At 64.5% G+C, this 22830-nt stretch carries 19 protein-coding genes; 11 read left to right on the plus strand and 8 right to left on the minus strand.

The window, feature by feature from the left end; genetic code table 11:
• Positions 1-10 precede the first annotated feature (10 nt).
• Both AC1DV8_RS06270 and AC1DV8_RS06275 read right to left on the minus strand, forming a co-directional pair.
• Complete coding sequence (locus AC1DV8_RS06270; RefSeq protein ID WP_477156861.1) at positions 11-841, minus strand: TIM barrel protein; 831 nt, start codon at positions 839-841, stop codon at positions 11-13.
• A gap of 196 nt (positions 842-1037) precedes the next feature.
• Entirely contained in the window at positions 1038-2057 is a 1020-nt protein-coding gene (locus AC1DV8_RS06275; protein WP_477156862.1) for a LacI family DNA-binding transcriptional regulator, read from the minus strand.
• Positions 2058-2197: 140 nt separating this feature from the next.
• Between AC1DV8_RS06275 and AC1DV8_RS06280 the strand changes: the two genes are divergently transcribed.
• Genes AC1DV8_RS06280 through AC1DV8_RS06295 form a run of 4 tightly spaced genes read left to right on the plus strand, consistent with a single transcriptional unit; the run spans position 2198 to position 5903 of the window.
• Entirely contained in the window at positions 2198-3292 is a 1095-nt protein-coding gene (locus tag AC1DV8_RS06280) for a fatty acid desaturase family protein (protein WP_477156863.1), read from the plus strand.
• Between the two features lie 25 nt (positions 3293-3317).
• Positions 3318-3632 carry a MocE family 2Fe-2S type ferredoxin gene (locus AC1DV8_RS06285; RefSeq protein ID WP_477156864.1) on the plus strand — a complete coding sequence of 105 codons (315 nt, stop codon included), beginning with the start codon at positions 3318-3320 and terminating at the stop codon, positions 3630-3632.
• Positions 3633-3647: 15 nt separating this feature from the next.
• The gene (locus AC1DV8_RS06290) at positions 3648-4865 is read left to right on the plus strand and encodes an NAD(P)/FAD-dependent oxidoreductase (RefSeq protein WP_477156993.1); all 1218 of its coding nucleotides are present in this window, start codon (positions 3648-3650) and stop codon (positions 4863-4865) included.
• Positions 4866-4904: 39 nt separating this feature from the next.
• On the plus strand, positions 4905-5903 hold the full coding sequence (locus tag AC1DV8_RS06295; RefSeq protein WP_477150867.1) for an aldo/keto reductase: 999 nt from the start codon (positions 4905-4907) through the stop codon (positions 5901-5903).
• Between the two features lie 23 nt (positions 5904-5926).
• Here the strand turns inward: AC1DV8_RS06295 and AC1DV8_RS06300 are convergent, their stop codons facing one another.
• The 5 genes from AC1DV8_RS06300 to AC1DV8_RS06320 form a co-directional block, all read right to left on the minus strand.
• Positions 5927-7222 (minus strand): alpha/beta fold hydrolase, encoded by a 1296-nt coding sequence (locus tag AC1DV8_RS06300; protein WP_477156865.1) that lies wholly within the window; start codon positions 7220-7222, stop codon positions 5927-5929.
• 11 nt (positions 7223-7233) lie between these two features.
• Positions 7234-8187 (minus strand): ABC transporter permease, encoded by a 954-nt coding sequence (locus AC1DV8_RS06305; protein WP_477156866.1) that lies wholly within the window; start codon positions 8185-8187, stop codon positions 7234-7236.
• Positions 8184-9116, minus strand: a complete 933-nt coding sequence (locus tag AC1DV8_RS06310; protein WP_477150864.1) for an ABC transporter permease — start codon at positions 9114-9116, stop codon at positions 8184-8186. Before AC1DV8_RS06310 ends, AC1DV8_RS06305 begins: the two co-directional genes overlap by 4 nt.
• Positions 9113-10954 carry an ABC transporter ATP-binding protein gene (locus AC1DV8_RS06315; protein WP_477156867.1) on the minus strand — a complete coding sequence of 614 codons (1842 nt, stop codon included), beginning with the start codon at positions 10952-10954 and terminating at the stop codon, positions 9113-9115. The genes AC1DV8_RS06310 and AC1DV8_RS06315 overlap by 4 nt, the downstream gene beginning before the upstream one ends.
• Positions 10955-11025: 71 nt before the next feature.
• Positions 11026-12768, minus strand: a complete 1743-nt coding sequence (locus tag AC1DV8_RS06320) for an ABC transporter substrate-binding protein (RefSeq protein ID WP_477156868.1) — start codon at positions 12766-12768, stop codon at positions 11026-11028.
• Positions 12769-12952: 184 nt separating this feature from the next.
• Here AC1DV8_RS06320 and AC1DV8_RS06325 point away from each other — a divergent pair, with 184 nt between their 5' ends.
• Positions 12953-13867, plus strand: coding sequence for a dihydrodipicolinate synthase family protein (locus AC1DV8_RS06325; RefSeq protein WP_477150861.1), 915 nt, complete (start codon positions 12953-12955; stop codon positions 13865-13867).
• A 2-nt stretch (positions 13868-13869) separates the two neighbouring features.
• Positions 13870-15663, plus strand: coding sequence for an aminopeptidase P family protein (locus AC1DV8_RS06330; RefSeq protein ID WP_477156869.1), 1794 nt, complete (start codon positions 13870-13872; stop codon positions 15661-15663).
• Here the strand turns inward: AC1DV8_RS06330 and AC1DV8_RS06335 are convergent.
• Positions 15660-16376 carry a GntR family transcriptional regulator gene (locus tag AC1DV8_RS06335; RefSeq protein WP_477156870.1) on the minus strand — a complete coding sequence of 239 codons (717 nt, stop codon included), beginning with the start codon at positions 16374-16376 and terminating at the stop codon, positions 15660-15662. The two genes, AC1DV8_RS06330 and AC1DV8_RS06335, sit on opposite strands and share 4 nt — an antisense overlap.
• 243 nt (positions 16377-16619) lie before the next feature.
• Between AC1DV8_RS06335 and AC1DV8_RS06340 the strand changes: the two genes are divergently transcribed.
• From AC1DV8_RS06340 to AC1DV8_RS06360, 5 genes are all read left to right on the plus strand, one after another.
• A complete protein-coding gene (locus tag AC1DV8_RS06340) occupies positions 16620-17876 on the plus strand; it encodes an ABC transporter substrate-binding protein (protein WP_477156871.1) in 1257 nt (418 codons plus the stop codon).
• 62 nt (positions 17877-17938) lie between these two features.
• Positions 17939-18877 carry a carbohydrate ABC transporter permease gene (locus AC1DV8_RS06345; protein ID WP_477156872.1) on the plus strand — a complete coding sequence of 313 codons (939 nt, stop codon included), beginning with the start codon at positions 17939-17941 and terminating at the stop codon, positions 18875-18877.
• On the plus strand, positions 18877-19713 hold the full coding sequence (locus tag AC1DV8_RS06350; RefSeq protein WP_477150856.1) for a carbohydrate ABC transporter permease: 837 nt from the start codon (positions 18877-18879) through the stop codon (positions 19711-19713). Before AC1DV8_RS06345 ends, AC1DV8_RS06350 begins: the two co-directional genes overlap by 1 nt.
• Positions 19714-19725: 12 nt before the next feature.
• Positions 19726-21651: a glycoside hydrolase family 127 protein gene (locus AC1DV8_RS06355; protein WP_477156873.1), complete on the plus strand. Its 1926-nt coding sequence runs from the start codon at positions 19726-19728 to the stop codon at positions 21649-21651.
• A 135-nt stretch (positions 21652-21786) separates the two neighbouring features.
• Positions 21787-22809: a LacI family DNA-binding transcriptional regulator gene (locus AC1DV8_RS06360; protein ID WP_477156874.1), complete on the plus strand. Its 1023-nt coding sequence runs from the start codon at positions 21787-21789 to the stop codon at positions 22807-22809.
• Positions 22810-22830 lie beyond the last annotated feature (21 nt).

The raw sequence follows: 22830 nt of genomic DNA on the forward strand, positions 1-22830 counted from the left end.
CGTGAGGCAGCTAGGCCGCCTGGGCGGCGAGTTGCCCCCTGACGAACTCGATGCTCTTGCTGATGGCAGCGGCCGGATCGGTCAGCGTTCTCAGCTCGTCGGCGAACGGCTCGAACGAGAAGGGACCGCGATAGCCGGCGGCGGTGAGGGCAGCGATCTGCTCGACGTTGCCAATGCGATCGCGTGCATCGACGAGGACGCGGTGAGCGTCGCGCATGTTGCGGATCGCGACGTTCGGATCATCGACGCCGGAGATGTGGACGAGGCCGGTGAATTCCGGGAACAGGTCCGGCTCACCCGCCAGACGGTGGTGGAACGTGTCGTGAGTGACGCGGAATACGTTCTCGCCCAGCACTGTCCGGATGGCTTGCACCGCCTCGCGCTTCGAACGCAGGCTGCAAATCTCGAAGCCCAGCGGCTCGACGAGCCCGATGATCCCGGCATCTTCCAGCATCGGCTTCAGCGTGGTCAGTGCGGTGCGGACATTGGCCTGGCGCTCGCCGTCACCGCGGCCAGAGCCATCGTTAACGGGCACAAGGATCAGCGCCGCCGCGCCGCAATCCCGAGCGTATTGGATGAGAGCCCGCGCCTCGCGCTCACGCTCCGAGGTCCAGTCGTTGAAACGCTGCAGCGCGTTGATGGTGAGGATCGAGACGCCAGCCGCTTCAGCCTTTGCCCGCACGGTCGCAGCCGAGGCGCCGTCGAGGATCGCCTGGCCGGCGATGTCGTTGCGGATTTCGACGCCAGTCAGGCCCAGCGATCGCGCCAGCCTGAAGAAAGAGACCAGGTCGAGCTGCGGCGCGACCATATGATTGAGGGCGAAGTCGATCGTTGACGACATGGCGGCAGTCCTCCCCTCCGGCTGCGCGTTCTTGTGCGCGTTCTGCCGGCCAAGATGGAACGTTTGTAACATTCCAATTGGTGTTTAGACTGCCCGTTCCATTCCGGAAGTGTCAAATCGGAAGATTGTTTCCTATCACGAACCTATCATTGCCCATCATTTTGGCGATGATAGGCGATGACGGAAACTTCAGGGTTCAGATGTTCTCGCTGATATAGAGGTCTGCCGGTAGCAGGACCTGGGTCATGCCGCGCTGCGGCTCGGACACGGCCTGCGCCATGACCTCGACCGTTCGCTGGGCCAGCGCCGGAACCGGCGTTCCCAGGACCAGGTCGATAACGCCATCGATGAGCGCCTGCCGGGTTACCGGCGTGAGCTCGTTGCAGACCGTGACGATGCGCCGTCCCCTGGCCTCTTCGCGCAGGGCCCGCACCAGCCCCTCCTCGCCGCCGCCACAGCAGTAGATCCCGACGAGATCCGGATGCGAGGTCACGAGGTCGATGACCGCCTCGTAGCAGAGCTGGTGGTCATCGAGATTCACCACCGGCTCGAGCAGAGTGAATTGCGGCGCATTCTCCCGCATGTAGCTGCGAAAGCTGATCTCCGACGTCTCCTGGCTGAGATAGCGATGACTGCCGATCACGATGCCGACCTTGCCTGCCTCCGGCGACAGCCGGGAGATCGCCCAGGCGGCAGTGCGCCCCGACTTATGCCGATCGGCCATCAGGCAGCCGGCCCGGTTGGGCGCCGTCACGTCGGTGATCAGCGTCACCACCGGCTTGCCACTGGCAGCGAGTTCGCCGATCGCCTCGTTGATGATCGGATGGTCGACGGCAACGACAGCGACGGCATCCACGCGTGGCGCGATCTCGCGCAGGCGTGCGGCGATGCTCGACGGCACGATCTCGTCTATATGCTCGACGATGGCGCGGCCCTGGATAAAGCTGGCGCTGCGCGTCGCCTCGATGAGAGCCTCCGCAAGCGCTGTGTAGTAGGCGTTGCGGCGCTGCAGCAGGAACCCGAACGTGCGCTGCGGCACCTCGTTCAGCCGCTGCTTCAACAGGCCCGTTGCGTGATAGCCGATCGCTTCAGCCGCCTCGACCACGCGCAGCGCTGTCGCCTCGCGGACGGGTAGGCGTCGGTTCAGCACACGGTCCACGGTGGCCACGCTCACGCCGGCGACATCGGCGAGATCGGCAATGGTTGGTCGCTTCATCGTGGCACGTTCCGCTCATTGGCTGATGGGGCAGATGATTGTTTCTGATAGAATACATCATGGCGGCGTTGCGCCACAACGACTATTGCGGGTAGCCGTTGCTCGACGTTGCCGGTCCATCCGGCAGTGTGGAGGAGACGATGACGAACCCAACAACGACCAGGCGCGACTACAGCCTGTTCGGGCCTGACGCCCAACGCGCCGTGGAAAGCGGCCTCGCTGCCGCCGAGTGGTACCACACCGATGTGCCGCGCAAGCAGATGAAGGAGCTGATGCAGCGCTCGGATGCGCCCGCCATCCGCGACACCATCATATGGCTGGGCCTGATGGCTATCTTTGCGGCCGGCGGCATCTACTTCTGGGGCTCGTGGTGGGCCGTGCCGTTCTTTCTCGCCTATGGCGTGCTCTACGGCTCGGCCACCGACTCCCGCTGGCACGAATGCGGCCACGGCACGGCGTTCAAGACGCAGTGGATGAACCGCGCCGTCTATCAGCTCGCGTGCTTCATGATCATGCGCAACCCGGTCACCTGGCGCTGGAGCCACGCCCGGCACCACACCGACACGGTTATCGTCGGGCGCGATCCCGAGATCGCGGTGATGCGGCCGCCGGACCTGTTCCGGCTCATCGCCAACTTCGTCGGCCTCTACGACGCCTGGTTCGCGATCGGCGACATGCTGCGCAACGCCGCCGGCAACCTCAGCTCGGCCGAAAAGAGCTTCATCCCTGAGATGGAGCAGCACAAGGTGATCCGCGTCGCCCGGATCTGGCTCGCGATCTACGCCGTGGTGATCGGCCTCGCCCTGTACATGCAGTCGATCCTGCCGCTGATGCTGGTCGGGCTGCCCCGGCTCTACGGCGCCTGGCACCACGTGATGACCGGGCTGTTGCAGCATGGCGGGCTGGCCGAGAACGTCACCGACCACCGGCTCAATTCGCGCAGCGTCCTGATGAACCCGATCAGCCGGTTCATCTACTGGAACATGAACTACCACGTGGAGCACCACATGTTCCCGATGGTGCCCTACCACGCGCTGCCCAGGCTGCACGAGGCGATCAAGCATGACCTGCCGGCGCCGACGCCATCGATCCTCGAGGGCTATCGCGAGATGATCCCGGCCTTCCTGCGCCAGCTGAAATACGAGGACTATTTCCTCAAGCGCGAGCTGCCGCCGACGGCCAAACCCTACCGCGAAGAACTGCACGCGGCGCCAGTGCCGGCCGCGGCCGAATAGACGAACTGATTGGGAGGAGAGCCCGATGGGCCAGTGGGTACAAGCCTGCAGCGTGGACGATGTCGACGAGGAGGACCTGATCCGCTTTGATCACGCCGGGCGGGTGTTCGCCATCTACAAGAGCCCCGACGGCGAGTTCTTCGCCACCGACGGTATCTGCACGCACGAGCATGCGTTCCTGTCGGACGGGCTTGTCATGGGCGACGTGATCGAGTGCCCCAAGCACAATGGCCGCTTCAACTACAAGACCGGCGTGGCGAAGAGCGCCCCGGCCTGCGTCAACCTCGTGACCTATCCGGTGAAAGTCGAGGACGACGCGGTCCTCCTCGAGATCGGCTGAGCCATGCGCGCCGGGATGGTCATCGTCGGGGCGGGCGAATGTGGGATGCGCGCCGCTCTTGCGTTGCGAAACAAGGGCTATGATGGCCCCATCGATCTTATTGGCGCCGAACCGCACCTCCCTTACGAGCGGCCGCCGCTGTCGAAGGCTGTCCTCGCCACAGACGATGCGCCGGCGCGGTTCGTGACGCATCGCGACCAACTGGCTGAGGCGCGGATCACGCATCGGGTAAGCCTCGTCACCGCCATCGACCGACACCGCAAACGGATCAGCCTCGGCGACGGCGACAGCCTTGCATACGATCGGCTGCTGCTTGCCACCGGAGCGCGACCGCGCAAGCTCATGCACGAAGGGATCTACATCCCCGGCATCGCCTATCTGCGCACGATCGACGACTGCGTCTCGCTACGCGATCGCCTGCCGAAAGGCGCGGAGCTCCTTGTCCTCGGCGGCGGCTTTCTCGGTCTCGAGATCGCTGCGACGGCTCGCGACCGCGGTGCGAAAGTGACCGTTATCGAGACGCAGCCGCGCATCCTCATGCGCGGCGTCCCCGAGGCGATCGCTGAAGTGGTTGCGGCGCGACACGCTGCAGCCGGGGTGGAGATCCACTGCGGCACAGCCGTCGAGCGCATCGATACCGGCGCCGCTGGGGCGGCCGTCACGCTCGCCGATGGCCGCGCATACCTCGGCGACCTGCTGGTCGCGAGTATCGGTGCAGTCCCCAATACCGAGCTAGCGGCGGCGGCAGGCCTCACCGTCGATAACGGCATCGTCGTCGATACCCGGCTTGCGACGACCGACCCCGACATCTTTGCCGCCGGCGATTGCTGCGCCTTTCCGCTCGCCAGTCGCGACGGCCGGGTGGTGCGCCTCGAATCCTGGCGCAACGCCACCGACCAGGCCGAAATCGCCGCCGCCAACATGCTGGGCGAGGCGACACCGCATTCGGCCGTGCCGTGGTTCTGGTCCGATCAGTACGACCTCACGCTGCAGGTCGCCGGCCTCGCCGATCCGGACCACAAGACTGTCCGCCGCGATCTCGGCGATGGCGCCTTCATTCTGTTCCATCTCGACGAGGGCGGCCGGCTGCTGGCCGCCAGTGGCATCGGGGTGGGCGGCGCTGTCGCGCGCGACATCCGGCTCGCGGAAATGCTGATCGCACGCGGTGCGCGGCCGGATCCGATGCTGTTGGCCAGCGCCGACGCGAAACTGAAAACGATGCTCGCCGCCTGACGAAGATCGGGGGAGTTCGACAAACGGGAGAGTTGAGACATGCAGTTCGCCAAGTTCAGGGATGACGCCACCCGCGTCAGCCGGCTGGGGTTCGGCGCAATGGGCTTTGCGGGCTGGTTCGGCGCGCAAAGCGACAGAGAACACGTGCACGCCCTGCACCTCGCCATGGAGCGCGGAGTGAACTTCATCGACACGGCACGTGCCTACGGTGAATCCGAGCGCATCGTCGGTGTCGCCATCAAGGAGTGGAGCGGCCTCCGACCGTTCGTCGCCACCAAGGTCGCGGGCTTGGCCGGGCAGCGCCAATGGGGCACGCCGGTCGACGTGAACGCGGCTTATCCAAAAGGTCACTGCACCGCCGATTGCGAGCGGTCGCTCAGGACGCTGGGGCTCGAGCAGATCGACCTCCTGCAGCTGCACACCTATTGGGCCTCCTGGGGCACTTCCGGTCATTGGCTGGACGAGCTGCAGAGGCTCAAGGAGCAGGGCAAGGTGCGCTATATCGGGGTATCGATCCCCGATCACCGCTCCGACATGGCGCTGGCACTGGCGCAAAACGGCGCGATCGACAGCATCCAGACCATCATCAACATCTTCGATCCGCTGGCGCTCGAGATGCTGGTGCCGGCCTGTGCCGCCAACTCCGTGGCAGTGATTGCGCGCTGCGTCCTCGATGAGGGCGGGCTCACGGGCTATCTGCAGCGCGACACCCGGTTCGAGCCGGGCGATTTCCGCGATGGCTATTTCGATCTATCGGTGCCGCGAGAGGCCTACATTGCCAAGGTCGATCGCCTGCGCCGCTACATCCCGAAATACGCCTCTTCTCTTGCCGCCCTCGCTCTACGCTTCGTGCTGCAGCACCCCGGCGTCACCACCGCCATTTCCTCGATGCATGTGCCGCAGCATGCGCAGATGAATATCGACGCGGTCGCCGAGGGCCCGCTACCCGACGAGGTCTTCACCGAGCTGTTCGAAAAGCACCGCTGGACGAAGAACTTCGCCGACTTCAAGAACTTCGGCTTGCTCGAGGACGCCTGACGGATTGTCCCGTCGACCGAGGGCTAGCTCAGCGGGCCGCCTTGTTCCTTGACCATCTGGACCAGTCGCTTGAAGACACTGGCGCTCTGACGGATGCCGTCGTGCTCGAACTCGTTGGTGATCCACGGCGTGAGGTTGCCGACCTCCGAAGCGGTCTCGAGCGACAGCCCAGCATCGACATAGAGATCGTCGTGATAGACGACCGCTGCGACGGGAACGTCGTTCGCCGTGAGGCGAGCGGCGTCGTAGAGCGGTGGATATGTCTCTCGTTTTGCGAGGGCCTCGGTGGCAGCGCGGAAGGGACGGAGAGAGCGGATTTCCTCGAACATCCACGGGAACATCATCTCACCGGTGAACAGCAGCGGCCGGGCCGCCGGCGAGAACTCGGGATGGTTGAGGCGTTCGCGTTCGGCGGCCCAATTGGTGGCGCCGGCGTCGTGGCCGTAGATGCTTTCCTGCAAGGCGGCGAAGAGCGGGCCACCGTCGTAGCTGGTCTCGCTCATGAGCGTCGCAAGGAAATGGTCCGAGAGATGCTCGGGTGAAGAGAATGCCTCGTCGATCAACCAATGGATGTTCTCGAGCCCGGGTCCCATGCCCAGGTCGATGCCGACGATCTGGAGGCGCCTGACCGTCAGCCGGTCGCCGTCCGGCAACCGCACATCATTGGCATCGATGAAATCGGCCAGAGCGGCAACGCGGGCCACATCGTCGGGGTAGCGCTTGTAGAAGCGCGCCGATTTGGCCGCGGCGCGTGGGTAGGTGCGACGATAGACTTCGTCGGCCGATGGCCTGAGGCTCCCGAGACCGCCGGCGACGTAGCAGGCGCCAAGGGCGTCGGGGTAGCGCGACAGGTAGGTGAGGGTCAGAAAGCCGCCATAGCTTTGCCCGAGCGACTCCCAGCGCTTGCCGGCGAAAAGCGTCTTCCGCACATGCTCGAAGTCATCGACGATCGAGTCGGCGCGGAACTTGATGAGATGGTCCGCACCGGCTGCGCCATCGGCGAACTGCGCCATCGTCGCAGCTTCGATGCGGCTCGAGCGGCCGGTGCCACGCTGATCAGGCAGGATGACGCGATGGGTCTTCAGCGCTTCGGCGAGCCATGATGGGCTGCCGGCGGTGGGACGTGGCGACTTGCCCCCGGGGCCACCCTGGAGAAACACCAGCAGCGGCAGGTTGTCGCCCTTCCGGGTCGGGTCGACGACTTCGCGCACGAAGACTTCGATCTTCAGCGAGCGGTCCGGATCGGCCCAGTCGAGCGGCACCGGAACCAGATGGTCGCGAATGTGCATGCCGGGAATGGTGTATTCGGCGACGGGCATGTCGGTCTTTCCTAGCGGACGCGTGGGTCGAGCAAAACGTAGATGAGGTCGACGACGATGTTGGCAATGACGATGAAGAAGCCGCCCAGGAGGACGACGCCGATGATGATGGGCCGATCGAGATTGGCCACCGCCTGCACGGCCAACGCGCCTACGCCCTGAAGCCCATAAACCTGCTCGATGACGATGGCACCGCCCAGCAGCAGCGCGACATCGGCGCCGAGCTGGCTGACGAGCGGCGTCAGCGTCGCGCGCATGGCGTGCTTCCAGACGACCTTGCGCTCACTGAGGCCCTTGGCGCGGGCGGTGCGGATGTAGTCCTCGCCCATCACCTCGAGCATCTGCCCGCGCGTCAATCGCGCATAGACGGCCGAGGTAGTGAGAGCGAGTGTCGACCATGGCAGGATCAGGTGCCAGGCCCAGATTGCAGGGTTGGGCAGGAATGGCTTGAAACCGCCCGCAGGGAGCAAAGTGAAGCCCGCCTGTCGCGGCAGGAAATAGAACAGGTAGAGCGACATCATGCCGAGGACGAAGGTTGGAAAGCTCAGCCCGATGAGGATGAAGCCCTGCCCCACCCGATCGCGCAGACCTCCCGCATGCCGCGCCGACATGATGCCGACGGGAATGCCCACTGCAAGCCAGACGATGACGCCGCCGATGACCAGCGAAAGGGTCGCCGGCAGCCGGTTGATGATCAGTTTCGCGACCGGCTGCTGGTTGCGATACGAGAAGCCGAGATCGCCGTGGAGCGCATTGCCGATGAAGCGGACATATTGCTCGGTGATGGGGCGATCGAGTCCGAGATTGGTGCGGATCTGGATGAGCTGCGTTTCGGTCGCCTTGTCGCCGGCGATCATGCGGGCGGGATCGCCGGGCGCGATGAAGAACAGGAAGAAGACGAAGACGCTGAGCGCGAACAGCACCAGTGCGCCGAACATCACGCGGCCGGCGAGAAAGCGGATCATGGCTTCGTCCTCACCTGGCCTACCACCCGCCTGCCCTTCGGATCGAGCGCATCGCGGAGCCCATCGCCGAGGATGTTGAAGGCCAGCGTGGTGAGGAGCAGGGCCAGACCGGGAATCAGCACCAGCCACCAGGCGACGAGATAGATCGAGTTCGCGGCGGCATCGGCGAGCATCCCGCCCCAGCTTGGCGCCGGAGGCACGATCCCCATGCCGAGGAAGGACAGCGTGGCCTCGAAGACGATCGAGCCGGGGATCATCATGGTCGTGTAGACGATGATGGGCACGCTGAGATTGGGCAGGATGTCGACGAACATGATCGACAGCGGCCCTGCCCCCAGCGAGCGGCTCGCTTCCACGAACTCCTGCCGGCGCAGCGAGATCACCTGGCCGCGGATGACGCGGCCCATCGTGGTCCAGCTGAAAAAGACGATAACGCCGATGCTGAGAGAGAGGCTGGGCCCGAAGACGGAAACCAGCGCGAGGGCGCAGAGCAGGAACGGCACGCTCATCACGAGGTCCATGGCGCGGCTCAGCACCGTGTCGACCCAGCCACCGAAGAAGCCGGCGACCATGCCGACCGTGACGCCAACGACGGCGGCGGCAAGTGCCGCGAGAATGCCGACGGTCAGCGATACGCTCGCCCCATACGCGAGGCGCACCAGCACGTCGCGGCCGAGATGATCGGTACCGAAGACGAACTCGCTGTTGGGCGCGACCGGCAGGCCCATGGGTGACAGGCCGGTGTCGCGATACTGCTCGATCGGCGAGTGGCCGGTGGCAGAAGCGATCAGCGGCGCGGAGAAGGCGAAGATCACCGTGAGGATGATGAAGCAGAAGGCGGCAACGCTCGCCGGATCGCGCAAGAGGCGGCGCAGGGTGAGCGCGAGCGAGCTGCGCTGGACAACGGGGGAGGCCGCGCCGACGCTCATGCCAGCTCCGTGGCGACGGAGGTGACGAGGCGGCGACCGGCAACCGGATGGCGCGGCGGCGGTGAGACCGATGCGGCAAGCAGCGTGCGCGTATAAGGATGCTGGGGCGCGGCGTAGAGCGTTTCGGTGTCCGCCATCTCGACGATCCGGCCCGCCTCCATCACCGCGACACGGTCGCAGACATGCCGCACCACGGCGAGGTCGTGCGAGATGAAGAGGTAGGTCAGGCCCAGCTGTTCTTGCAGTGAGCGCATGAGGTTGAGGATCTGCGCCTGGATGGAGACATCGAGCGCGGAGACCGGCTCGTCGTAGATGATCAGGGCGGGGTTGAGCGCCAGCGCCCGGGCGATGCCGATGCGCTGCCGCTGGCCGCCGGAGAATTCGGATGGGAAGCGGTTGTAGTGCTCCGGATTGAGGCCCACCAGTTCCATCAGGCGCTGTACTTCGGCCTTGCGCTCGGGACCCGAGGCGATGCCGTGGATGCGGAAGGGATCGCCGATGATGGCGCCGATGCGCCGGCGTGGATTGAGGGCGCCGTAGGGGTTCTGGAACACGAGCTGGACTTGCCGCCGCAGCGCCTGCCAGGCGGCAGTATCGAGCGTTGAGATGTCCTGTCCGAGCAGCGTGACGCGACCGGCGGTCATTGGGATAAGCCCCGCGATGACGCGCGCCAGCGTGGACTTGCCGCAGCCGCTCTCGCCCACCAGTCCCAATGTCGCTCCGCGCCGCAGTTCGAGGTTGATGCCCTTGAGGACTTCGACCTCCTGCCCCCGCCAGAGCGGCCCGCCGCCCCGGAAGCTCAGGCGCACCTCTTCCACGGTGACGACGACATCGGAGGATTCGACTTTGCCTTGGCTTGCCGACGCTGGGACGGCGGCGGGCACGGGCGTGGTTTCGAGCCAGCATAAGGCTTCGAGGCCGTCGCTATAGACGCGAAGCGGCGGCGGCATGCTGCAGGCCGGCATCGCGCTCGAGCAGCGCGGCGCGAATACGCAGCCGGTCGGGTTCTGCAGCAGGCTCGGTGGGCGGCCCGGGATCGGCACCAGCTCGGCACCGGCCGCGTAGTTGGATGGCGACGAGGCAAGCAGGCCCGCCGTGTAGGGATGGCTTGGTGCCGCAAAGAGCGGCGCACTCGGCCCGATCTCCATGCGGCGCCCGGCATACATCACCATGATGTGGTCGGCGACACTCGACAGCAGCCCGAGATCGTGGGTGATCATGATCACCGTGGTACCCAGCTCGCGGCGCATCTCGTCGAGCAGCGCCACGACCTGTGCCTGCACGGTGACGTCGAGCGCCGTGGTCGGTTCGTCGGCGATCACCAGCGGCGGCCGCAGCACCAGCGCCATGGCGATCATCACGCGCTGCCGCATGCCGCCGGAGAACTGATGCGGAAAATGGTCGTACCGCTCGTCGGGCGAAGTGATGCCGACGCGCGCAAGGATATCGACGACGCGCCGGCGCGCCGCTTCGCGCGACACCTTCTCATGGGCGTGGATCATCTCGGCGACCTGGCTGCCCACCGAGTAGTAGGGATGAAGGCTCGACATCGGATCCTGAAAGATCATGCCGATGCGGGAGCCTCGTATCGACTGCTGCTCACGCTGCGATAGATCGAGGAGACTTCGACCTTCGAACAGCACCTCGCCGCTGACGCGCGCCATGGGCAACAGGCCGAGGATCGACTGGGCCAGAACGCTCTTTCCGGAGCCGGACTCGCCGGCGATACCGAACAGCTCGCCAGCCTCGATCGAGAACGAGACATCGCGGACCGCGTGGATGATGCCGTCTTCGGTTGGGATATCGACGCTGAGATGCCGCGCTTCCAGAACAGCCAAGCCACGCACTCCGCTAGCGAGGAGAGACCCGCGCACCTCATGGGCGCGCGGGCGTGCCTTCAGATCAGAGCCTAGCGTTGCAGCCAGACATTGGTCCAGTCACCCTGGACGCCCAACGAGTAGGGCTCGAAGCCCTGCACCGCGGCTCCATGATAGAGCACGATGAGGTTGGCGATGAGCGGAACTACGGGCGCGTCGGCCATGACCAGTTCGTCGACCTGCCCCCAGAGCTTGCCGACTTCTTCGGCGGTCGGCGCATTGATGGCCTGGTCGGCCAGCGCGTTCGCCTTGTCGTTGTTGTAGTCGGTGTAGTTGTAGGTCTGGTGCGTGCCGTCGTAGCTGAACTGGGGCTGGAACACGGAGCGCGCGGCGCCACCGGCCCAGTCGGGCGTCCAGCCCACGGGCGCGATGTCCCAGGTGCCGTCCTTGGTGTTCACCGGGTTGGTCATGAACTTCGAATAGTAGTCGGAAGCGGTGACCGGGGTGAGCTCGAGGGTAATGCCCGCACGTGCCATCGAGGCCTGGATGGTCTGGGCGATGTTGGGCTCGATGCCCTTGTTGCGGTACGGCATCTTGAGGGTGATGCCGTTGGGGAAGCCGGCCTCGGCGAGCAGCGCCTTGGCCTTTTCCGGATCACCCTTGTCGCCATCGGACGGATAGAGGTTGAACTCGTGATAGCCCAGCACACCGACACCGAAGATGCCGTTGACCGGCTTGGCGATCTCGGGGCCGCCCTGCTGTTGCACCACCGCCGCCTTGTCCACGGCATAGTTCAGCGCCTGGCGGACCCGCAGGTCCTTGAGCGCGCCATTGTTATTGCCCGAGACGGTGTTGATGAAGATGAAATTGGTATTGCCTGACGACACCGTCACCAGCTTGTCGTCGCCTGCAGCGATCAGCGTCTGCAGCACGGCCGGCGGAATGGTGACGTCATAGGTCATGTCGCCATCGCCCGACTGCAATTGCTGCATGATGGCATCGACGGTGAGCCCGAAGGTGAGTTGGATCTCATCGACATAGGCTTTGCGCAGCGGATCGCTGTCGGCTTTCCAGGATGGATTGCGCACCAGCTGCATCGAGCTGTCCGGCGTGTATTCGGCCGGGGTATAGGGGCCGCTGGCGATGAAGTTGGCGCGGTAGTCCGGGCCATCCGGCATGTAGTCGAGAACTTCGACCGGAGCCGGCGCGGAAGTGGGCAGCGACAGCATGAAGATGAAGTCGCCGGCACGCTGCTTGAGCTTGATGACGATGGTTTCGTCGTCCGGCGTCTCGATGCCGGCGATGTCGTTGCCTTCGATATAGGCCTTCATGGCCTCGACGGTCGGCTCGACCTTGGCAAACCCGTCGCAGAACTCGGCGAGGCCCGCGATCAGACCCGTATAGTAGGTCAGCGCCGCCGAGCCCAGGGCCGGGTTGCACATGCGTTTGACGCCACGCTCGAAATCGGCCGAGGTGATCTGGCGGGCGCCGGACGCCGCATTCCACATCGCGCCCTGGCGCAGCTTGAACGTGTAGGTCAGCCCATCGTCGGTGGGCTGCGGGACTTCCGTCGCGAGGTCACCCTCGGGCGTCACGCGGACCAGCTCGTCATTGGACGATTTGTAGGAGATCAGCTGGCGCGTCGTGGCGCGCAGGAAGTTATTCGACGTGACGAGAGCCGCCGAGGTTGGATCGAAATGGTCAATATCCTCGGTGCCCAGAATGCGCAGTACCCCACCCGCTTCCTGTGCGGAGGCCGTTAGCGCCGGGATTGAACAGGCGCCAGCCAGCAGCCCTACGAGCGCCAGCCGCGACAACAGTCTCGAACGTCCCATGAAGACCCTCCTGTGTTTTTCGGCGCGATCGTCCCTGCTGGGCCGTCGCTGCCGGTCGCATACTTGTCCGCTCCCAAATTCACGTCAAGCGTATTGTCGACATCTTGCCGACAGAAGATCGCGGCCCTATGAGTGGGGGCTCGTGACCGTTGTCGAACGGTGCCTTCACAGTCCCGAGGTTCAGATGAACAAGAGCGATTTTCGCGGCGTACTTCCCGCCCTCACCACCAAGCTCAAGGCCGATCAGGAGGTGGATTATGCGGGCGTGAGAGCCGACGTCGCCTTCCAGATCGAGGCGGGCGTCGACGGCGTCATCATGTGCGGATCGCTCGGCGAAGCGAGCAGCCTCGTGCGCGAAGAAAAGCTGGCGATCGCGCGGGCGGCGATCGAGGAAGCGGCCGGTCGGGTCCCTGTGCTGCTAACGATTGCCGAGGATTCGACGCGCGCCGGCGCCGAACTCGCCGCCGAGGCAGCCAAGGCCGGCATCGAGGGTCTGATGGTGCTGCCCGCCATGCGCTACCTCGCCGATGACCGCGAGGTGGTCACCCACTACCGCGCCATCGCCGCGGCCTCGCCATTGCCCATCATCATCTACAACAACCCCCTCGCTTACGGCATCGATATCAATGCCGCGATGCTGCAGGAGATGTCGGACGAACCCAAATTCGTCGCCATCAAAGAGTCGACCGGTGACACGCGGCGCATCAACGAAACACTCAACGCCGTCGGCGATCGCTACCAACTTCTCACAGGCGTCGATGACCTTGCGCTCGAGAGTCTTATCCTCGGCTGCAGCGGGTGGATTGCCGGCCTCGTCGTCGCCTTTCCGCATGAGACCGTCGCGATCTACAAGCTCGTGCAACAGGGCCGGATCGCCGAGGCACTAGAAATCTACCGCTGGTTCCTGCCGCTCCTGCACATGGATATCGGCCCGAAATTCGTCCAGAACATCAAGCTGGTCGAGCACATCGTCCGCGGCACCTCGCCCCTTGTGCGCCAGCCTCGCCTGCCATTGATCGGTGCCGAGGAGGCGCATGTACGCAAGGTCACGGAAACCGGCCTCAAGAACCGGCCGAACCTCGCCCGCTACGGCTTCTGACGATGGCCACGAACGACGTTCTCCCGCTTCTGAGGCGCCATCTATCCTCGGTTGGGCTCGATGGCATGGTGGTTCCCCGCTTCGACGCCCATCAGGGCGAGAGCGTTGCGCCACACGACGAGCGCCTGCGCCATGTGACCGGCTTCAGTGGTTCAGCCGGCATCGCACTGGTGCTCGCCAACCGGGCGGTGATCTTCGTCGATGGCCGCTACCAGGTTCAGGTGCGCAAGGAGATCGATCTGGGGGCCATCGAGATCGCGCATTTCTACGATTTCCCCATCGAGCGCTGGATCGCTGAGAATTTGCCGCGCGGCAGCCGCATTGGCGTCAACGCGATGCTGGTGCCATCGGAACTCTACGGGAAGCTCGAGCGCGCCGTAACGGAGGCCGGCGGCTCGCTGGTCCTCGTCGACGGCGATCCTGTCGATGCGATCTGGGCCGACCAACCGCCACCGCCGATGGGCCGCATCTCGAACTTCCCGTTGGGCTTTGCGGGTGAAACTTCGCAGAGCAAGCGCCGGCGGATCGGCGAGCGACTGGCCGAACTGGGCGCCGACCTCATGGTCGAGACCCAGCCGGACAATATTGCGTGGCTGCTCAACGTGCGAGGCAGCGATATCGCCCACATGCCGATGCCGCATTCCTTCGTGCTGCTCGACCGCACCGGCAACACCGAGTGGTTCGTCGCCGAGGGCAAGCTGCCCAATGATCGGAGCGAATACGAGCTTGATGGCGTCGATATCCGCGACCCGGCGGCACTGCTGCCCACACTGGAGAAGCGCTCCGATGGTCAGGCCGTGCTGGTCGACCCGACCTTCGCATCCGCGGCGGCCGGGCTGTCGGTCACCCGCGGCAATGGTCGCATCGTCGGAGCAATCAGCCCGATCACGGTTGCCAAAGCGCTCAAGAACCCTGTCGAGTTGCAGGGCTTCCGCGATTCCCACGTGGCGGACGGAATTGCCTGGACGGAGTTCATGACCTGGCTTCACGACAATGTCGCGGGGCGTCATGCATCAGGCCGGCCCATCACTGAACTCGAGGCGGAAGACAAGATCCTCGAGTTCCGCCAGCAGGGCGCGAACTTCGTTGAGGCGAGCTTCCATACCATCGCGGCGTCCGCCGCCAACGCCGCCATGTGCCACTACAGTTCGAGCGAAGCGACCAACACGGCGATCACTTCGGCAGCGCCCTTCCTGCTCGATTCCGGCGGGCAGTATCTCGGGGGCACCACCGATGCGACGCGCACCACTGCTTTCGGTCCGGTCGCCGATGACGTGCGCAGCGCCTACACGGCGGTGCTGAAGGGCTTCATCGCGCTCATGACCGCGCAATTCCCCAAGGGCACGACGGGCCATCAGCTCGATGCGCTGGCGCGCCGCCCACTATGGGACCTGGGGCTCGATTTCGATCATGGGACCGGGCACGGCGTCGGCCACTACCTTGCCGTACATGAGCATCCCCATCGCTTCGGCAAGACACACAACCCCCATGCCCTCGAAGCGGGCGTGATCATGACGATCGAGCCGGGCTATTATCGCGAGGATGCGTTCGGCCTCAGGATCGAGAACCAGGTCGAAACGGTGGCCGGCAGCAACGGCTTCCTCCGCTTCGAGACATTGACGCTGGTGCCAATCGACCTGTCGCTGGCCGATCTCGATGCACTGACGCGCGACGAGATCACCTTTCTCGACGCGTACCATGCGCGTGTGCGCAGCGTGCTGTGGGATGGCCTGTCCGAGGCCGCGCGACGGCGGGTCGAACGCTGGACCGCATCGGTCGCCGAGCAGCGCGCCTAACGCTCCATGTTGTCGAGCGGCACCTGCGTCACCGTTTCGCGCGCCAGGTAGCTGCGGATCTGCTGCACGATCTGTGCGGCATGCGCGCTCGCCAGCCGGTCGCAGAGTTCGGCGTCGCCTGCTTCGATTGCGCCGACGATGGCGTCGTGCTCGGCGACATATTGCTGGGGCAGCTTGTCGCCGAACGATTGGTAATAGAGGCGCAGGATGCGCCTGCCCTCGTCCAGCAGCCGCGTGAACAGCGCGGTGAAGTAGTCGTTGCCACCCGCCTCGGCGATGGCGACGTGGAAGTCGCGGTTCGACACGATCATGCCGACGGCGTCACGACGATTGACAGCTTCGGCGAAAGCCGCCTGATGGCCACGGATCGCGACCATGTGCTCCTCGCCGTGGTGAACCGCAGCCGAGCGCGTGGTCACACGATACATCAGCGTCAGCGCCTCGAAGTAGATCGGCAGGCGGACGAAATCGATGACCGACACGATGGTGCTGCGGTTGGGCAAGGTGGTCACGAGGCCGTCGGCTGCAAGGCGAACCAGCGCCTCTCGGATCGGGCTGCGCGACATGTCGAACTGCGTCGACAGGCTCACCTCGTCCAGCGGACTGCCGGGCTCCAGCTCAAGGTCGAGAATGGCGTGCCGGAGCGTCTCGTAGACGATGCGCGAGCCGTGGCCACGCGAGCGAGCGGGTTTCTCCGCCCCTGTCTCGGACACTCTGGCCTTACCCACCTGTGTGGCTGGCACGTTCAACTCCCTGCCTCATGCGACTCCTCTATGCCGAAGGCACTCGTCTCACAACTACCTCGGCACGTGCGAAAATATGCGAAATATCGAGAAATCAATTTCTCAAATGTGCGAAAATAGTGACGCGTGTTCATCGACTCTCGGTTCGACCCATTGCTAGCGTCTTGGTAGCCAGGCGCCACATGGGGCGCCGGTCCACGGAGGGAGTGCGAAATGAGAAAAAGGTATCTTGCCAGCTTTTCGCTAGGCTTGCTGCTGGCGGGGGCCGCGATCGGCCAATCCGCAGCCGAAGAAATCAACCTATGGGTGCGTACGTCGTCGGGAGCCGTGCTTCAGGCCCTGGCCGACCAGTTCAATGCCAGCCATGAGGACAAGGTCGTCATCACGCAGATCACTGCCGAGCAGATGGTGACCAAGCTCGGCGCCTCGATCGCCGCCGGCGCACCGCCGGACGGCGCAGTGCTCGACCTGATCTATCTGCCGACCTTCGCGGCTACCGACAGCCTCGAGGACATCACCGACTTCATCGACGGCCTGTCCTACGCCAACAGCATGAGCCCGTCGCACTTGCGTCTGGGCACCTACAATGGCCGGAAATACGCTGTGCCGACGCTGCCGGATGCCTCGGTCATCGCTTACAACAAGGACCTGTTCGCCAAGGCCGGCCTCGATCCCGAGAAGGGACCGACCTCGCTCAAGGAAGTTGCTGCCGATGCAGCCAAGGTCCGCGCCCTCGGCGACGACATCTACGGCTTCTTCTTCGTCGCCCCGTCGGGCAGCTGGCAGGTCTACACCTTCACGCCGCACGTGTGGGCGGCGGGCGCCGACATCCTCTCCGCCGACGGTCGCACTGCCACGATCGACACGCCGGAACTGCGCGCCGTCCTCGGCCTCTACAACCAGATGTGGAAGGATGGTTCCATCCACCCGACCTCGCGCTCAGGCAATGGCAGCGACGCCGTCGCGGCCTTCGCGTCGGGCAAGGTCGGCGTGCTGATGACCGGCTCGTACATCGTCAACCTGCTCACCAGCCAGTATCCGGACGTGAACTTCGGCATCGTGCCGATCTCGGGTCCGGATGGCGGGCAGTCGAGCTTTGCCGGCGGCGATGCCCTTACGCTGATGAAGGGCATCTCGCCCGAGAAGAAGGCGGTCGCCGAAGCTTTCGTCGACTTCTACATGCAGCCCGCCCAGCAGGTGTTCATCACCAAGGAATCGGGCATGCCGCCGCGCACCGACGTGGCCGACGAGGCCTATGCGCAGTTCGATCCGCGCAACCTCATCGCCTACAACATGCTGGCCAATGCCAAGACCCCCTACACCTTCGCGTCGGACGAACTTTTCGTCAGCCGCACGGGTCCATGGCTCAACCTGCTTAATCGCGCAATCTTCGATGGCGACATCGATGGGGCGATCGCGGCCGGCCAGGCCGAGTTCACCAAGATCCTCGACCGGACCAACCCCGAGTAAGTCCTCCCGGACGGGGTCGGCGCTTCGGCGCCGGCCCTCCGCTATCACCACCGAGTCCCGCGATGACCGACACCACCGCCTCCAAGAGCATCCCGCACGTCGCACGCAAGACCATCTCGCGCGTCGGGCGCGAGCCCAAGCAATGGCTCGGCCTCGCCTTCATCTCGCCAAGCATCTTGATGATTGCGGTGTTCTTCCTGCTGCCGCTGGGCATGACGGTGTGGATGAGCTTCTACAACTGGCCACTGCTGGGCAAGGCCAGCTTCATCGGCGGCGACAACTATCTCGAGCTCATCGGCGACCAGCAGCTCTGGCGCAGCCTGGGCTTCACCGCGCTCTACACCGTCCTCGTCACCGTTGCGCTGTTCGTCGTGGCGATGCCGCTGGCGCTGCTGGTGGACAGGCCCCTGCGCGCTGCCGGCCTGTTCCGCACCATCTATTTCATGCCCGTCGTCATCGGCTTCGGCGCTGCCTCAACTCTCTGGATCTGGCTGCTCAACCCCGATAGCGGCGTGTTTGCGAAACTCCTCTTGGGCCTCGGACTCATCGACTCCGCGCCGCGGCCGCTGGAACAGTTCTGGCCGGCGATGGGCGTCATCATCCTGATGGTCGTGTGGAAGAGCGCAGGCTTCTCCATGGTGATCCTGCTGACCGGCCTTCAAAGCGTTCCCAACGAACTCATCGAAGCTGCCAAGATCGATGGTGCCAGCCCATGGAGCAGGTTCCGCCTCATTACGCTGCCGCTGATCCGCAACTCGATCCTCCTGGTCCTCGTGCTCAACATCACCTCATCCATGCTGGCGTTCGACCAGTTCTTCATCATCACGCAAGGCGGGCCGCAGAACTCGACCATCTCGGCGGTGTTCTCGATCTTCCTCGCGTCCTTCACCTCGTACCGGCTGGGCTATGGATCGGCATTGTCGCTGGTGCTCCTGGTCGTGCTCGTCGCCATCAGCTCCATCCAGCTTGCTTTCCTGCGCAGCCGGCCGGAGGAAAGCTGATGCCCATGACGCCTTTGCAGCGCACCGGGCTCTACCTCGCCTGGGTCCTCCTCGCGGTCTTCTTTCTGGGGCCGATGGTCTGGTCGGTTGCCAATTCCTTCAAGCCCGCCGCGGCGGCGCTCGCCGACCCCGTGTCACTCTTTTCGAACCGCTTTTCGCTTGAGAATTACGGGCGGCTCCAGACTGTCGGCGCGGGCTGGCACGTCTACGCCACCAATTCCGTGCTTATCGCCGCCGGTACGGTGGCCCTGACGCTCCTCGTAGCTGTGCCGGCGGGGTACGGCTTCTCCAAGTTCAAGTTTCCGGGGCAGCTCGCGCTCTTCGTCGTCGTGATGGCGACGCTGATGATCCCCTTCCAGTCGATCCTGACGCCGCTCTTCCTCGTGCTGAAGTTCCTGAGGCTCCAGAACAGCCAGCTCGGCCTCGTGCTGATCTACACAACCTTCCAGCTGCCCTTCTCGATCTTCATGATGCGCAACGCGTTCGATGCGGTGCCCAAGGCGCTGGTCGAAGCCGCGAGGATCGATGGCGCATCGCAATGGACGCTCCTGATGGGCATCATGGTGCCAATCGCTTTCCCCGGCGTCGCGACCGTTGCCCTGTTCGCCTTCCTCAATTCCTGGAACGAGTTTCTGGCCGCGTTGATTTTCCTCTCCGACCAGAACAAGTTCACGCTCCCCATCATGCTGGTGAACGTCTCGTCGGGCCTCTACGGCATCATCGACTGGGGCGCCCTTCAGGCGGGCGTCACCCTCACCATGCTTCCCTGTCTCGTCCTCTTCCTGCTGCTGCAGCGCTACTACGTGCGCGGCATGACGGCAGGCGCCGTGAAATAACCCAGAGCCAACATGTCAGACCTTTCCAATCCGCCCCGTATCGAACGCTATTTGCCGGCCGACCACACCAAGGTCGACTTTGCCGGCGGCTTTTGGGAGAGCTGGTCCGAGACCGTGCGCAAGGTCACGGTACCTTCCCAGCACAGGCGGCTCGACGAGGAGGGCTTCCTCGAAGTCCTCAATTTCCGCAATCCACCGGCTCCGCTGGTCCGTCCGATCCAGCCGAGCGGCCTGTCAATGCAGCACTTCTTCGACAGCGACTTCGGCAAGTGGATCGAGGCATCGAGTTACACGCTGCGCGCCCACCCCAACCCCGAGCTTGAAGCCAAGATCGACGATATCGTCGCCAAGCTCGCCGGCGGACAGCTTGCGGATGGCTACCTCAACTCCTGGTTCATTCGCCGTGAGCCCGACAAGCGCTGGACCAATCTGCGCGACCTGCACGAAATGTACTCGATGGGCCACCTGCTGGAAGGCGCTGTTGCTTATTTCGAGGCAACGGGGAAGCGGCGCTTCCTCGACGTCATGCTGAAGCTTGTCGATCACATCATCGACACGTTCGGCCCCGAGCCCGGCAAGAAGCAGGGCTACGATGCGCATGAAGAAATGGAAATCGCGCTCATCAAGCTCTACCGCGTGACCAAGGATCCGCGGCATCTCGAACTGGCGAAGTTCTTCATCGATGCCCGCGGCCAGATGCCGTCATACTACGACGACGAAGCGCGGCGCCGCGGCGACGATCCCGCCAGGTACATCTTCAAGGATTATTCCTACAGCCAGGCCCACATGCCGGTGCGCGAGCAGACGCAGGTCGTCGGTCACGCCGTTCGGGCAATGTATCTGTTCTCGGCGATGGCCGATGTCGCGGTCGAGACCGGCGATATGTCGCTGCTGGCGGCCTGCAACCGGCTCTTCGACAACCTGACCACTCGCCAGCTCTACGTAACGGGCGGCCTTGGTCCGGCGCATTCCAACGAGGGCTTCACCCGCGAATACGACCTGCCCAACGACACGGCTTACGCCGAAACTTGCGCCGCGGTTGCGCTCGCCTTCTGGGGTCACCGCATGGCGCAGATCGATCTCGATGCGCGCTTCACCGATCACGTCGAGCTCGTGTTGTTCAACGGAGCGCTCTCGGGCATCTCCCGCGACGGCGAGCACTACTTCTATGACAACGTTCTCGAGAGCCACGGCGAAAACCGACGCTGGAAGTGGCACTACTGCCCGTGCTGCCCGACCAACATCGCCCGCCTGCTGGCGTCGCTGGGCAGCTATTTCTACACGACGCGCGGCGCTGATCTGGCAGTCCACCTCTATGGCGCCAATACTGCCGAGCTGACCGTCGACGGCCAGCGCGTCACCGTCGCCCAGACCACACATTACCCCTGGGACGGAGACGTCCGGATCAGCGTGTCGCCGGAGGTACCACGGCGCATGGCGCTCAAGCTTCGGGTGCCGGGCTGGTGCCGCGGTGCAAGATTTGCGGTGAACGGCGAAGCGGTGCAGCCTCCGATCGCCAAAGGCTACGCGACAATCGACCGAGAATGGCGGGCAGGCGACGAGATCAGGGTGCACCTCGATATGCCGGTCGAGCGCCTGAGCGCCCACCCGGCGGTGAGCCAGGATACGGGTCGTGTCGCGCTGAAGCGCGGACCTGTCGTCTATTGCCTCGAAGAGGTCGACAATGCGATGGCGCCGCAACGCTTCGTGCTGAAGGAAGGTCCCATCGAGAGCCAGTTCGTACCGAGCCTGCTTGGTGGCGCGGTCGTTCTCACCGGGGAGGCCGAGGTGACATCAGAAGACGGTTGGACCGGTGCGCTGTACCGTTCGGAACCGCCATTGCGAGAGCCCCGGCGCTTCCGCGCGATTCCCTATCACTTGTGGGCCAACCGCGAGGCGGGAGGCATGCAGGTCTGGATACGCGCGGAAGGTGCGTAGCGGCGATGCCGGAGCGGTGAACCACGTGGATAAGTCAGCCATGCACGCCCAGCGCGAGAATCCGTTTCCCTGCTGAAGCTCGGCTCGGATAGACAACGATGGCCGGGTTGGCGCGGCGACGTTCAGGCGACGACAATGAACAGTTCGGACAGTTCCAAAACAGTCAAATCGCCGACGCTGGCCGACGTCTCGCAGCGCGCCGGGGTCTCGATGGCGACTGCCTCGAAGGCCCTCAACGGCCGCGAACGTGTGAGCGAGGCAACCCGTCGACGCGTCGAGCAGGCGGCGCGTGACCTGACCTATCTCCATGCGGGCAGCGTCCGCCCGTTTCATGGCAAATCGGGAACGGTTGGCCTGCTGACTTCCGATCTCGAAGGGCGCTTCAGCCTCCCCATCCTCATGGCGGCCGAGGACACGTTCGGAGCCGGACAAGTCTCGGTCTTCCTCTGCGACGCGCGTGGGGACGTCATCCGCGAGAAGCACTACATCAACGAACTGCTCAACCGGAACGTCGACGCCATCATGGTCGTTGGCAGCCGAACCGACCACAGGCTGCCGATCGCGCCGGATCTGCCGGTGCCGGTCGTCTACGTCTACACGCCTTCAGCCGACCCTCGTGATCTCTCGATCACGCCCGACAATATCGGCGGTGGTCGTCTCGCCATTCAGCATTTGCTGGAGACGGGCCGCAAGCGGATCGCCCACATCACCGGCCCGCAAAACGAGCGCGCCAGCATCGACCGGGCCGAAGGCATTCGCAGTGTGCTCGAAGCCCAAGGGACGAACCTCGTCTACGAGACCTCGCATGGCGAGTGGACGGAACGCTGGGGCCGCTCGGCTTGTGCCATGATCCTTGATCAGGGGCTCGAGATCGATGCGATTATCTGCGACTCCGACCAGATCGCGCGGGGCGCTATCGACGCCCTGCGCGAACGCGGAAAGTCGATCCCGCGCGACGTCGCCATCATGGGCTTCGACAATTGGGACGTGATCGTCGACGGCACGCACCCCACACTCACCAGCATCGACATGAACCTGACGCTGCTCGGTCAGCTGGCGGCGACGCACCTGTACGAAGCCATCGATGGCAAGCCGCTGCCGACCGGCATCGACTACCAGCCGTGTCGACTCACCATCCGCGCCTCGACGGTGGGCTAGGCGACCTCGTCTGTCGCGGCC

The sequence above is a fragment of the Devosia sp. P3_B2 genome, assembly GCF_056402875.1.